The following is an 11,632-nucleotide window of genomic DNA, read 5'->3' as shown; positions in this document are numbered from 1 at the left end:
AAACTCACGGACGGCGGCGGGTTACTGCAGCCAATAGATCATGGCGAACAGCGCGATCCACACGATGTCGACGAAGTGCCAGTAGTAGGACACGACGATCGCGGAGGTGGCCTGCGCCGGCGTGAACCGGCCCATGGTGGTGCGGATCATGTAGACGATGAAGGCGACGAGACCACCCGAGACGTGCAGGCCGTGGAAGCCGGTCGTCAGGTAGAACATCGACCCGTAGCCGTCGCCGTTGATCTTGATGCCGTCCTCGACGAGGTGCACGTATTCGTTCGCCTGACCGAGCACGAAGATCAAGCCCATGACGAAGGTGATGGTGAACCAGCGTCGCAGCGAGTGCACGTCACCCTTCTCCGCCGCGAAGACGCCGAGCTGGCAGGTGACCGACGACAGCACGAGGATCACCGTGAACGTCGTCGCGTACGGAATGTTCAGGGCCTCGGTGTGCTTCTCCCACTGCTCGGGCGCTGCCGCCCGGATCGCGAAGTACATCGCGAACAAGGCCGCGAAGAACATGAGTTCGCTGGAGAGCCACACGATGGTCCCGACGCTGACCATGTTGGGTCGGGTCAGCGAATGGATCCGGCTCTTGTCGATGGCTGCCGCTGTCACGGGCTCATTATTGCCCCGCGATCACCTCAACATGTCGCGGGGGGCCCAATCCGGCATGTGTCGCCGCCCGGTGACGGGCGGACCACACCGTAAGGCCTAGCCTCGAGTGGTGCAGCTCGCCGAATCGCCCACCGTCGCCGTCGTGGCGGGGGATACTGTCCCGCCGCCGTTCAGCGTCGCCCGAATCTTCGCCGAGATCTCGCTGACCAGCCTGATCGCGCTCTTCCTCCTCGTGGCGGCCGCCGTCTACCTGTACGGCGTGCACCGCATGCGGCAGCGGGGCGACCACTGGCCGCCGGGACGCACGGCGGCGTTCCTGGCCGGCGGACTCGGCGGCATCGCGGCGGTGACGATCACCGGGATCGAGGCGTACGACACCACGCTCATCAGCGTGCACATGGTGCAACACATGGTCCTGTCCATGGTCGGCCCGATCTTCCTGGCCCTCGGGGCGCCGGTCACGCTGGCGCTGCGGACGCTGCCGGTGCGCCACCGCAAGCTGCTGCTGGCCGTCCTGCACAGCCGCGTGGTGCGGGTCGTGACGTTTCCGCTGGTCGCGTTCGGAATCTTCATCGCGAACCCGTTCGTCCTCTACTTCACCGACCTCTACCGGGCCACGCTCGAACAGGCCTGGCTGCACGAGTTCATCCACGTGCACTTCATCGTGACCGGCTGCCTGTTCTTCTGGCCGCTGCTCGGGCTGGACCCGCTGCCCAACCGGTGGCCATACCCGGGCCGCGCCCTGCTCATGGTGTTGTCGGTGCCGTTCCACACGGTGCTCGGCCTTACGATCATGCAGAGCCGCACCCTGCTCGGCGGCGACTGGTATCCGAACCTGCGCCTGACCTGGATGGACCCCTTCTCCGACCAGGTCACGGCGGGCGGCATCCTGTGGGCCGGCGGCGAGATCGTCAGCGTCACGATGCTCGGCATCCTGGTGCTGCAATGGATCAAGCAGTCCGAGCGCGAGGCCAGGCGGATCGACCGCGCCCTGGACCGCGCCGAGGCCGAGGACCGGGCCGACGCGACCAAGATCACAACCGAGACCTCCACCGTACGCCCACAGCCCGACGCCGACTGACCGGTTCGGTACGATCAGCGGGCACCTACGAGCGTGGGAACCGGGGCACATCATGAACGACGACACCAAGCCCAAGCCGGACATGTACACCGTCCTGCTGTACAGCGACGACATCAAGGTCCGCGACAAGATCCGGCTGGCGATCGGCGTGCGCCCCGCGGCAGACCTGGCCGTCGAGTTCGTCGACGCCTCCACCTGGGAGGACTGCCGGCGCCTGCTCGACGACTACGAGATCGACCTGATGGTCCTCGACGGCGAGGCCAGCCCGGCCGGCGGCCTCGGCATCGCCCGCCAGACCAAGGACGAGTACGCCACTCCCCCGCCGACCTGCGTCGTCATCGCCCGCGCGGCGGACCGCTGGCTGGCGGCATACGCCCAGGTCGACCAGACCCTGGTCTACCCGCTCGACCCGGTCACCACGGGCCAGACGATCGCCGGCATGCTCCGGGGCCGCCGCAACGGCGCGGTGCCGCTGGGCACGCTCGGCAGCCTGGGCTGACCGCTCCCCTCTCCGCCCGCACCTCGCCCCCGGGAGGCCCCTCATGGGCGCACCAACCTGGCCACACCTGCTGAGCATCCTCCTCCGCGGCGAGGAGCTGTCCGCGCAGGACACCTCCTGGGCCATGGGCGAGATCATGGCTGGAAACGCCTCACCGGTGCAGGTGGCCGGCTTCGCGGTGGCGCTGCGCGCCAAGGGTGAGACGCCGCTGGAGCTCTCCGGCCTCGTCGAGGCCATGCTGGCCAACGCGACGACGGTGCCGCTGCCCGACGAGGTGCGCGCCAACGCGGTCGACGTGGTGGGCACCGGCGGCGACCGGGCCCACACGGTGAACATCTCGACGATGGCCGCGATCATCGTCGCCGCCGCGGGCGTCACCGTCGTCAAGCACGGCAACCGGGCCGCCTCCTCCGCCTGCGGCACCGCCGACCTGCTCGAATACTTCGGCATCCCGCTCGACCTCGGCCCGCAGGGCGTGCGACGCACCGTGTCGGAGGCCGGCATCGGCTTCTGTTTCGCGGCCCGCTACCACCCGGGCATGCGGCACGCCGCGGTGACCCGCCGCGAGCTGGGCCACCCGACCTTCTTCAACGTGCTGGGCCCGCTGACCAACCCGGCCCGCCCCCGCTCCGCGGCCGTGGGCTGCTTCGACCAGCGGATGGCCCCGGTGATGGCCGAGGTGTTCGCCGGCCGCGGCGACTCGGCGCTGGTGATGCGCGGCGAGGACGGCCTCGACGAGTTCACCACGGCGGCGCCGACCCGGGTGTGGCTGGTCAAGGACGGCACGGTGACGGAGTCGGTGGTGGACGCCGTGGACCTCGGCGTGCCCCGCAGCAGCCCCGGCGACCTGCGCGGCGGCGACGCGGCCTTCAACGCGGCCGCGGCACTGCGGACCTTCGCCGGCGAGCCGGGCCCGATCCGGGACGCGGTCCTGGTCAACGCGGCCGCGGCGCTCGCCGCCCAGTCGGGCTTCCCGGGCACTTTCGCCGACACGATGCGCGCCGGCATCGCCCGCGCGGCCGAGACGGTCGACTCGGGCGCCGCCACTGCCCTGCTGAACCGCTGGGTCGAGGCGGCCAAGGCCGCGAAGGCCGCCGAGCAGGCCTGAGCGCGCGGGCCGCCGTACACGAAAAGACCCGCTGATGTGAGAAGGCCCGCATTTGTCACAACACGCCGAGGCGCTTCCACCGCTCACCGGCCAACCCGTGACAACGTTCGAATGACATTCGGGTAATCCCACCTTCCGACGAAGAAGGAGCCACCCGTGGACGAACGTGAGCTGCGCTGCGTCATCTGCGACGCCGAGATGCCGTTCGAGGTGCCACCCTGCGCGGACGGGCATGAAGAAGGCTGTCCGGAGCTGATCTGCACCCGCTGCGACACCGCCGAGATCCTGGCCCCGCTCGAGGTCCGGGTCTGGCTCCGGGCCGGCGGCGACCGGGTCGCCCCACTGCAACGCCGGGCCGCGTAAGGGCCCGACACCCATCAGGCCCGCACCGGCCGGTGCGGGCCTGACCCACGTCCCGATCAGGGCAGACCGGTCAGAGGTCGAACTCTCCAGTCTTCGCTCCCGCGACCAGGGCTTCCCAAGCGTCAAGCGAGAACGACACGACCGGACCCGACCGATCCTTGCTGTCACGCACCTCAATCGCGTCTTCCATGCGACGGACCTCAACGCACTGGCCGTTACCGCCGCTCCGGCTGCTGGTGCGCCAGTTCTGGTTGAGCATGTGGACTCCTATGGTTGGTGCTCCGCGTCACGGATCTTTTGGATCATCTCAACTGAGGCATGAGGCGACAATGCTGATGAGCGGAGGTCGTTGAAAACCACTTCGCAGCGCCGCACATCGTCACCCTCAGCGTAGAGGTCTCCGGTCAGGCCTTCGATATAGACCACTCCCGGGTATGCGGGGAAGCTGAGAATGGCGAAACTCGACAGCATCGAGGCGTAGGCACCTTCCCGGAATGGGATCACCTGGAGGGTCACATTCCGCAGCTTGGCCGCTTCAAGCATGGCCGTGAGCTGCTCCTGCATCACCTGAGGTCCTCCGATCTGGCGGTGAAGCACCGCCTCGTCCATCACTGCGACGAATCGCAACCGACCTTCGCTGATGAGTTTTTGGCGCTCCAAACGGGCTCTGACTCGCTGATCGATCGCCTCGGGTGTGGGCTGGGATGACTCACGGCTCGTGATCGCATTTGCATAGGCCTCGGTCTGGAGCAGGCCGGGGACGACGATGGTCTCGAAGTTCTGCATCTCGTCGGCGGCGGATTCGAGGCCGATGTACTGACGGTAGACCTGCGGCAGGTCGCTGTATTTGGCCCACCATCCTCGCTGCTTACCCTCCCGGGCCATCGTCAGCAGGGTCTCGCGCAGCTCGGGATCGTCCACGCCGTACTCGTTGAGCAGGGCGGTCAGGGCCGGGCCCTTGACGCCCACGCGGCCCGACTCGATCCGGCGCAGCGTGCTGGGTGAGACCTCGATGACGTCGGCGGCGCGCTCGGTGGTCATCTTGGCTTCGTCTCGCAGCCGGCGGAGTTGGGCGCCGAGCTGGAACCTCACGAACGTCGGACTGTCCACTCGGCACATTCTGCCTCATCCGACACCCGTGATTCGGACCCGAAACCGGCACACCTGGTGGTGCCAATATGCCTCCGTGCGATTGACCGGGAAAAAATGCGCGCGCAAAATGGCGACACGGCGCGGCGGCGCCGGCCTCCACGGAAGGAGACGAGCGTGCGACGACACCGGCCCGTGCGGATGTGGTGGCGGCCCTGGAAGAAGCGGTGCGTCTGCGGCTGCTCGTGGTTTCCCTGCCCGGACACGGTGGCGGTCGAACGCCCGCCCGTGGCGCAGTCGCTGGGCCGCGGCGAGCCGAGCTGGAACATGCCGACCGCCTACTACGCGCCGCCGCTCGGAAGCGCGCCGCCGCTCGGAAGCGCGCCGCCGCTCGGAAGCGTGCCGCCGCACCGAAACCAGCGCCCGCTGATGACCCGAGGCCAACAGTGGCGCAGCCGACAACGGTGACGGCCGCGTCGGTGCACACTCCGGACAAGCCCTCGTGGGACTGTCTCGCCTGCGGCAGGCCCTGGCCGTGCGATCCGGCGCGCGAGGCGCTGAGCTCGGAGATGGACCGGGTGCGGCTTGCCGTTTTCATGTGGGAGGCCCTCGAGGAGGCCGTCCGCGACCTGCCGCCCACACCGTTCACCGAGATCGTCGAACGATTCCTGGCGTGGACCGGCTGATACGACGAAGGCCCGCACCTGCAAGAGGTGCGGGCCTTCGGACGATCGTTACGTCAGTGCTCGACGGGGTGGCGGGTGCCCGAGTAGTACTCGAAGAGCAGGCCGCACGCCGCGAGGACCACCATGACCATGCCCAGTGCGATCAGCCACCACATCCAGAAGACCAGGCCCATGGCCGCGGTCGAGGCGGCCAGCGCGAGGCCGAACGGCCAGTAGCTGCCCGGGCTGAAGAAGCCGATCTCGCCGGCGCCCTCGGCGATCTCGCCGTCCTCACGGTCCTCCGGGCGCAGGTCGATGCGCCGGGCGACGAACCAGAAGAAGCCGCCGCACATCGCGCAGAGCAGTCCCGACAGGATCAGCGCCACGGTGCCGACCCACTCGGTCTGCCCGGTGCTGCCCTGGGTGTAGAAGCCGTAGACGGCCGCGGCGCCGAACAGGAAGACGGCGACGCCCGCGAAGATCTTGTATTCGGTCTTCACCTGAGGTCCCTACTTCCCTGCGGCCATGGGCTGGTTCCACGACTGACCCTCGCGACGGGTGTCGAACGGCGTGGTCGTCGTGGCGAAGCGGTCGTCGCCGGAGAAGCCGATGGCGCCCATCGCGTCCTGGGTGCTCGCGCCCTTCTTCTTCGCCTCGAGGAACTGGTCGAAGCGCTCGGGCGAGACCACGACGAGCTCGAACTGCATGAAGGCGTGGTACGTGCCGCAGAGCTCGGCGCACCGGCCGACGTAACGGCCCTCACGGTCGAGCGTGACCTCGAAGACGTTGCGCACGTTGCCCGGGAAGACGTCGCGCTTGAACAGCATCTCCGGCACCCAGAACGAGTGGATGACGTCGCGGCTCGTCTCCTCGAACCGGATCTTCTTTCCGGTCGGCAGCACCAGCAGCGGGATGACGTCCGTGGAGCCGAGGTTCGACGCCACGGTGTTGGCGTCGGCGCCTGGCGCGTCACGGTAGTTGAACTGCCAGTTCCACTTGAACGCGACGACCTCGACGGTGTGGTCCGGCTTGGCCGAGAGCTTGTCCACATCGGTCTGCACGATCGCCGTGTAATAGAAGAGCACCGCGACGATCAGCACCGGGGTGACCGTGTAGAGCACCTCCATCGGCATGTTGAACCGCGTCTGCACCGGCAGGTTGTCGCCCCGCTTGCGGTAACGGATCACGCACCAGAAGATCAGGCCCCACACCAGGAAGCCGACGACCAGCGCCGCGATCGTCGACGCGATCCACAGGTCGTACATCTTGTGGGCCTGCTCGGTGATGCCGTGCCGGGGCCAGCCGAAGCCGCCCAGCTTGTCACCGATCGCGATGGGGGAACAGCCGGACAGCAGGGCCAGCAGTACGGCACCACTGACACCGAGCCCGGCGAGCCGTACGACGCGTGGCCGTGCGACCGAACTCCTTGAGACCACCTGCTCCTGCCTCCCTAGAGCACCGCCCGGTGCGACGAAATCCGGACACCGGCGGCAAGGTGTCACCGACGGTCGCACATTACTCGACCTGGCCCCGCCGCCTGGCTACCGGGGGGTCGGATCATGGCCGAAGGCGTGCGTACCCCTGATCCTGTGGACGATACCGTTCCCGGGTGGAATACACGGCGGAACAAGCCGGTGGCCCCGCCTACCTCGACGCGGCCAGCGCGGCTCCGATGCATCCCGTCGCCCGGCAGGCGCTGCTCGCGTCCCTGGAGGACGGCTGGGCGGACCCGGACCGGCTCTATGGCGCGGGCCGGCGGGCGCAACAGCTCCGGGACGCGGCGACGGCCACCGCGGCCGAATGTCTGGGCGTACGCCCGGACGAACTGACCTTCTGTTCCTCGGGCACCGCCGCGGTGCACGCCGCCGTCCTCGGTGGTCTCGCGGGACGCGCCCGAGCTGGGCAGACGCTGGTCCACTCGGCCATCGAGCACTCGTCGGTGCTGCACGCGGCGGCCCGGCACGGCAGGTCCGACGAGGTCGGCGTGGCCCGGTCGGGACGCCTCGATCTGGACGCGTGGCACGCCGCCGTGGCCCGGCCCGGCGTGGCCCTGGCGAGTCTGATCAGTGCCAGCCACGAGGTCGGCACGCTCCAGCCCGTGGCGGCCGCCGCCGAGGCCTGCGCCGAGGCCGGGGTGCCGCTGCACGTGGACGCCGCCCAGTCGATCGGACGCGTGCCGGTGCCGGTCGGCTGGTCCCTGCTGACCGCGAGCGCCCGCAAGTGGGGAGGGCCGAGCGGGGTGGGCGTCCTCGTGGTCCGCAAGGGCACCCGCTGGCTGTCGCCGTACCCTGGTGATGATCTTCACAGGCCGCACCCGACCGGCGCGCTCGACCTGCCCGCGGTCGTCGCGGCCGCGGCGAGCCTGCGGGCCGTCCTGGGTGAGGCACAGACCGAGGGTGTACGCCTCGGCGCGCTGGTCGACCGCATCCGGGCGACCGTCGCGGCGACCGTGCCGGACGTCGAGATCGTGGGCGACCCGGTGGAGCGGCTGCCCCACCTCGTCACCTTCTCCTGCCTGTACGTCGACGGCGAGGCTCTGCTGCACGCGCTGGACCGGCGCGGCTTCGCGGTCTCGTCGGGCTCGTCCTGCACGGCGTCGACGCTGCGGCCCAGCCACGTGTTGGAGGCGATGGGGGTGCTCAGCCACGGCAACGTCCGCGTCTCGCTGCACCGGGGCACGACCGAGGCGGACGTGGACCGCTTCCTGGCCGTGCTCCCCGGCCTGGTGGCGGAGATCCGCAGGGAGGCGGGGATGTGATCGAGGTGGATTCCCGCGGCCGGCGCTGTCCGCTGCCGATCATCGACCTGGCCAAGCGGATGCCGACCGTGGAGGTCGGCGAGGTGGTGCGGGTCCTCGCCGACGATCCGGCCGCGGCCAACGACATCCCGGCGTGGTGCCGGATGAAGGGTCACGAATACCTGGGCAGCCCGGCAGCGGACGCCTACGACGTGCGGCGGGTCAGCTGAGGTAGTCGACGACCGGCCCGACCGGGTCCGGGTTCAGGGACGTGTCGACGATCAGGCGCGGCCCGAGATAGGGCTCGTACTCGCTCTGCCGTTCGAGGACCCGTACCCAGTCGGGGACGCCGTCGTGGGTGCGTGCGGCGAACCGGGCCTCGACGCGACGCCGGTGCTCGGCGTCGTCGCCGCAGACGACCTCGACGACCCGGAGCGGCACGCCGAGGCGGTCCGTCAGCTCGATCCAGAGCTGGCGGACCGCCTTCACCGGGCTGACGGCGTCGATGATCACACTGTGACCCATGGTGAGCTGGGTCTCGGCGAGCGCCGCCACCACCCCGTACGCGGCATGGCCGGGACGGGGTTCGGTGACGTCGTAGGCCTCCAGGGTGGCGTCGACGGTGTCGACCGCGAGCACGGCGGCCGGCAGCACCGCGCCGACCCGCTGCGCGAGCGTGCTCTTGCCGACGCCCGGCAGACCGGCGAAGACGGCGAGGACCATACCTTTACGCGGGGAGGTACGGCTGGATCTCGGCGGCGGCCTCGTCGCCGTACGAGACGACGAGGCGCTTGAGGAAGTCGTCGCGCCGGACGTCGTACTCCTGCGGACCGACCGTCTCCAGGACCAGGGCCGCGACCAACGAACCCACCTGCGCGGCCCGCTCGAGACCGAGGCCCCAGCTGATCGCGGCGAAGAAGCCGGCCCGGAAGCCGTCGCCGACCCCGGTCGGGTCGTCGGGCACGACGTCACGGGCGACCGGCACGTGGATCGTCTCCATGCCGCGCCCGCTGATCTCCACGCCGTCCTTGCCCAGCGTGGTGACCCGGATCTTGACGTGCTCGAGGACCTGCTCGGCGCTGAGCCCCGCCTTGGTCTCCAACAGCGAGCGCTCGTACTCGTTGGTCATGAGGTAGTCGGCGCCCTCGATCAGCGTCATCACGTCGCTGCCGTCCATGCGGGCGAGCTGCTGCGACGGGTCGGCGGCGAAGGCGTAGCCGCGGGCCCGGCACTCCTGGGAGTGTCGGATCATGGCGGCCGGGTCGTTGGCGCCGACCAGAACCAGGTCGAGGCCGCCCGCACGCTCGGCGACGGGGGCCAGCTCGATGTTGCGGGCCTCGGACATCGCGCCGGCGTAGAACGAGGCGATCTGGTTGAGGTCGTCGTCGGTGGTGCACACGAAGCGGGCGGTGTGCGCCACCTCGCTGACGTACACCGAGTCGCAATCGACCCCGTGACGCTCGAGCCAGGAGCGGTAGTCGGCGAAGTCGGCACCGACCGCCCCGATCAGCATCGGCCGCAGGCCGAGCTTGCCCATCCCGTACGCGATGTTCGACGCCACGCCGCCCCGCCGGACCACGAGGTCGTCCACGAGGAAGGAGAGCGAGACCTTGTGAAGCTGGTCGGCGATGAGCTGCTCGGCGAACTTGCCCGGGAAGTGCATCAGGTGGTCGGTGGCGATCGAGCCGGTGACGGCGATCTTCATGTCGGCCCTCGGGGGTCGGGTGCGATTACTCCCGGAGCCTACCGGCCGTTCGCACGGAGGACATCTTCGCGTCACGGACGAGGGCCGCCCACCCCGGAAGGGGTGGACGGCCCTCGAAGTCCTAGCGGCTGCGACTCAGTGGAAAGAGTCGCCGCAGGCGCAGGAATTCTGCGCGTTCGGGTTGTCGATGGTGAAGCCCTGGGCGTCGATGCGGTCGGCGAAGTCGATCGTGGCACCGGCCAGGTAAGGCGAGCTCATCCGGTCGACGACGACCTCGACACCGTCGAAGTCGCTGACCACGTCCCCGTCGAGCGAACGCTCGTCGAAGAAGAGCTGGTAGCGCAGGCCGGAGCAGCCGCCGGGCTGCACGGCGATACGCAGGCGCAGGTCGTCGCGGCCCTCTTGCTCGATCAGGGCCTTGACCTTGGTCGCCGCGACATCGGTCAAAATGACGCCGGTCGGCGCGGCCGTGGTGGCCTCGGTCGACTCGGTGTGCGATTCAGTGGTCACGAGCGGTTCTCCCTGCCGGTCCGGTGATGTGCCGTACCGGCTAACGCTAGCTCCAGCGGGCCTTATTCCCAATTCGGTGCGAGGAGATGTCGGACACCCACGGTTACCGGCTCCACTGGCTGGCGAGCCGTGAGCCGATCTCGCGCAGCCCGCGCGCCGGCTCGGCCAGGGCCCTTTCCTCCGAGCCGAAGTGCTCCAGCAGCGCGTACGTCTCGGTGACGCCGGCATTGGCCGCCTCCCGGTAGCCCGTCTCGTTGCGGCCGGCGACGACGACGCAGGGCAGGCCCCTGTCCCGGGCGGCGTTGGCGACGCCGGCGGCCACCTTGCCGCGCAGTGACTGGTGGTCGAAGGACCCCTCCCCCGTGATCACCAGATCGGTCCGGTCGAGCTGCTCCTCCAGGCCGATGATCCGGGTGATGAGGCCGATACCGGACACCACCCGCGCGCCGAGGGCGAGCAGGGCGGCACCGACGCCACCGGCCGCACCGGCACCCGGCATCACCGCCAGGCCGTCGATGTCGAAAGCCCGTTCGAGTACGCCGGCGAAGTGCTCCAGCGCGGCGTCGAGGCGCAGCACGTCTTCCCTGGTGGCGCCCTTCTGCGGGCCGTACACGTTGCTGGCGCCGTGCAGGCCGAGCAGCGGGTTGTCGACGTCGGTGGCGGCGACCAGGCGGACCTGGCGCAGGCGGGGCGGACCTTCGAGGCCGGCCGCCGCGCCGAGGACGGCACCGCCGTACGGCAGCGCGTACCCGCTCTCGTCGACCGGACCGGCGCCCAGCGCAGCCAGCATCCCGGCGCCGGCGTCGTTGACGGCCGAGCCGCCCAGCCCGACGACCACCTCGGCGGCGCCCGCCTCGACCGCGGCGGTCAGCAGCAGGCCGAGGCCGTAGGACGTCGCGGCGCCGGGGTCGAGCTCCTGGCGGGTGAGCAGGTGCAGGCCGCACGCCTGGGCGCTTTCGACGTACGCGGTGTTACCCACGAACAGGACCTCACCGCGCACCGGGCGGCCGAGCGGGTCGACGGTGTCGACGGGGACGCGCCGGCCGTCCAGAGCACCGCCAACCACCTCCACGAAGCCGGGGCCGCCGTCGGAGAGCGGCCGGAGCACGCACTCGTCGCCCGGCGCCGTCTCGCGCCAGCCCTCGGCGAGCGCGGCGGCCACCTCGGAGGCGCTCAGCGTTCCGGCGAACTTGTCGGGGCAGATGAGTACGCGCACGAGGAGAAAAGTACAGGTTTCACACAGGCCTGCCTGGCAAC

At 69.9% G+C, this 11,632-nt stretch carries 17 protein-coding genes; 8 read left to right on the top strand and 9 right to left on the bottom strand.

Annotation, left to right across the window (positions count from 1 at the left end; all coding sequences use genetic code 11):
• Positions 1-21: 21 nt before the first annotated feature.
• Positions 22-618, bottom strand: a complete 597-nt coding sequence (locus tag AB0M36_RS21250; protein WP_364160012.1) for a heme-copper oxidase subunit III — start codon at positions 616-618, stop codon at positions 22-24.
• Between the two features lie 109 nt (positions 619-727).
• Between AB0M36_RS21250 and AB0M36_RS21245 the strand changes: the two genes are divergently transcribed.
• From AB0M36_RS21245 to AB0M36_RS21230, 4 genes are all read left to right on the top strand, one after another.
• Positions 728-1,699 carry a cytochrome c oxidase assembly protein gene (locus AB0M36_RS21245; protein ID WP_364160010.1) on the top strand — a complete coding sequence of 324 codons (972 nt, stop codon included), beginning with the start codon at positions 728-730 and terminating at the stop codon, positions 1,697-1,699.
• A gap of 52 nt (positions 1,700-1,751) precedes the next feature.
• Positions 1,752-2,198 carry a hypothetical protein gene (locus tag AB0M36_RS21240; RefSeq protein ID WP_364160008.1) on the top strand — a complete coding sequence of 149 codons (447 nt, stop codon included), beginning with the start codon at positions 1,752-1,754 and terminating at the stop codon, positions 2,196-2,198.
• 43 nt (positions 2,199-2,241) lie between these two features.
• Positions 2,242-3,306: an anthranilate phosphoribosyltransferase gene (gene trpD / locus AB0M36_RS21235; RefSeq protein WP_364160006.1), complete on the top strand. Its 1,065-nt coding sequence runs from the start codon at positions 2,242-2,244 to the stop codon at positions 3,304-3,306.
• A 156-nt stretch (positions 3,307-3,462) separates the two neighbouring features.
• Complete coding sequence (locus AB0M36_RS21230; RefSeq protein ID WP_364160004.1) at positions 3,463-3,669, top strand: hypothetical protein; 207 nt, start codon at positions 3,463-3,465, stop codon at positions 3,667-3,669.
• Positions 3,670-3,739: 70 nt separating this feature from the next.
• On the opposite strand, the gene AB0M36_RS21225 is transcribed toward AB0M36_RS21230, so the two are convergent.
• Together AB0M36_RS21225 and AB0M36_RS21220 are read right to left on the bottom strand one after the other, a co-directional pair.
• Entirely contained in the window at positions 3,740-3,928 is a 189-nt protein-coding gene (locus tag AB0M36_RS21225; RefSeq protein WP_364160002.1) for a DUF397 domain-containing protein, read from the bottom strand.
• 8 nt (positions 3,929-3,936) lie between these two features.
• Positions 3,937-4,779, bottom strand: coding sequence for a helix-turn-helix transcriptional regulator (locus tag AB0M36_RS21220; RefSeq protein ID WP_364160000.1), 843 nt, complete (start codon positions 4,777-4,779; stop codon positions 3,937-3,939).
• Between the two features lie 156 nt (positions 4,780-4,935).
• Between AB0M36_RS21220 and AB0M36_RS21215 the strand changes: the two genes are divergently transcribed.
• On the top strand, positions 4,936-5,226 hold the full coding sequence (locus AB0M36_RS21215; protein ID WP_364159998.1) for a hypothetical protein: 291 nt from the start codon (positions 4,936-4,938) through the stop codon (positions 5,224-5,226).
• Positions 5,223-5,444, top strand: coding sequence for a hypothetical protein (locus tag AB0M36_RS21210; protein ID WP_364159996.1), 222 nt, complete (start codon positions 5,223-5,225; stop codon positions 5,442-5,444). The genes AB0M36_RS21215 and AB0M36_RS21210 overlap by 4 nt, the downstream gene beginning before the upstream one ends.
• Positions 5,445-5,497: 53 nt before the next feature.
• Here the strand turns inward: AB0M36_RS21210 and AB0M36_RS21205 are convergent, their stop codons facing one another.
• Both AB0M36_RS21205 and coxB read right to left on the bottom strand, forming a co-directional pair.
• The gene (locus AB0M36_RS21205; RefSeq protein WP_364159994.1) at positions 5,498-5,923 is read right to left on the bottom strand and encodes a cytochrome c oxidase subunit 4; all 426 of its coding nucleotides are present in this window, start codon (positions 5,921-5,923) and stop codon (positions 5,498-5,500) included.
• Between the two features lie 9 nt (positions 5,924-5,932).
• A complete protein-coding gene (coxB, locus tag AB0M36_RS21200) occupies positions 5,933-6,859 on the bottom strand; it encodes a cytochrome c oxidase subunit II (protein WP_364159992.1) in 927 nt (308 codons plus the stop codon).
• A 173-nt stretch (positions 6,860-7,032) separates the two neighbouring features.
• On the opposite strand from coxB, the gene AB0M36_RS21195 reads away from it, so the two are divergent.
• Together AB0M36_RS21195 and AB0M36_RS21190 are read left to right on the top strand one after the other, a co-directional pair.
• Positions 7,033-8,181: an aminotransferase class V-fold PLP-dependent enzyme gene (locus AB0M36_RS21195; RefSeq protein WP_364159990.1), complete on the top strand. Its 1,149-nt coding sequence runs from the start codon at positions 7,033-7,035 to the stop codon at positions 8,179-8,181.
• On the top strand, positions 8,178-8,390 hold the full coding sequence (locus tag AB0M36_RS21190; protein WP_364159988.1) for a sulfurtransferase TusA family protein: 213 nt from the start codon (positions 8,178-8,180) through the stop codon (positions 8,388-8,390). Before AB0M36_RS21195 ends, AB0M36_RS21190 begins: the two co-directional genes overlap by 4 nt.
• On the opposite strand, the gene AB0M36_RS21185 is transcribed toward AB0M36_RS21190, so the two are convergent.
• The 4 genes from AB0M36_RS21185 to AB0M36_RS21170 all read right to left on the bottom strand — a co-directional run bounded on the left by AB0M36_RS21185 (position 8,383) and on the right by AB0M36_RS21170 (position 11,591).
• Positions 8,383-8,883, bottom strand: coding sequence for an ATP-binding protein (locus AB0M36_RS21185; RefSeq protein WP_364159986.1), 501 nt, complete (start codon positions 8,881-8,883; stop codon positions 8,383-8,385). The two genes, AB0M36_RS21190 and AB0M36_RS21185, sit on opposite strands and share 8 nt — an antisense overlap.
• A gap of 4 nt (positions 8,884-8,887) precedes the next feature.
• A complete protein-coding gene (locus AB0M36_RS21180) occupies positions 8,888-9,865 on the bottom strand; it encodes a carbohydrate kinase family protein (RefSeq protein WP_364159984.1) in 978 nt (325 codons plus the stop codon).
• Between the two features lie 135 nt (positions 9,866-10,000).
• Entirely contained in the window at positions 10,001-10,375 is a 375-nt protein-coding gene (gene erpA / locus AB0M36_RS21175) for an iron-sulfur cluster insertion protein ErpA (RefSeq protein WP_364159982.1), read from the bottom strand.
• A 103-nt stretch (positions 10,376-10,478) separates the two neighbouring features.
• The gene (locus AB0M36_RS21170) at positions 10,479-11,591 is read right to left on the bottom strand and encodes a glycerate kinase (RefSeq protein ID WP_364159980.1); all 1,113 of its coding nucleotides are present in this window, start codon (positions 11,589-11,591) and stop codon (positions 10,479-10,481) included.
• Between the last annotated feature and the right edge of the window lie 41 nt (positions 11,592-11,632).

Origin of the sequence: Actinoplanes sp. NPDC051346, assembly GCF_040682215.1 — a bacterium.
In the GTDB taxonomy this organism is placed as follows: domain Bacteria; phylum Actinomycetota; class Actinomycetes; order Mycobacteriales; family Micromonosporaceae; genus Actinoplanes.
Note: the sequence above shows the minus strand (reverse complement) of the source record. Positions and strands in the feature narration are given on the sequence as shown.

What these genes read in the sequence shown, in the direction of transcription:
- AB0M36_RS21240 (WP_364160008.1), top strand. Translation starts at nt 1,752, where the DNA reads ATGAACGACGACACCAAGCCCAAGCCGGACATGTACACCGTCCTGCTG.
- trpD (WP_364160006.1), top strand. Translation starts at nt 2,242, where the DNA reads ATGGGCGCACCAACCTGGCCACACCTGCTGAGCATCCTCCTCCGCGGC.
- AB0M36_RS21225 (WP_364160002.1), bottom strand. Translation starts at nt 3,928, where the DNA reads ATGCTCAACCAGAACTGGCGCACCAGCAGCCGGAGCGGCGGTAACGGC.
- AB0M36_RS21185 (WP_364159986.1), bottom strand. Translation starts at nt 8,883, where the DNA reads ATGGTCCTCGCCGTCTTCGCCGGTCTGCCGGGCGTCGGCAAGAGCACG.
- AB0M36_RS21180 (WP_364159984.1), bottom strand. Translation starts at nt 9,865, where the DNA reads ATGAAGATCGCCGTCACCGGCTCGATCGCCACCGACCACCTGATGCAC.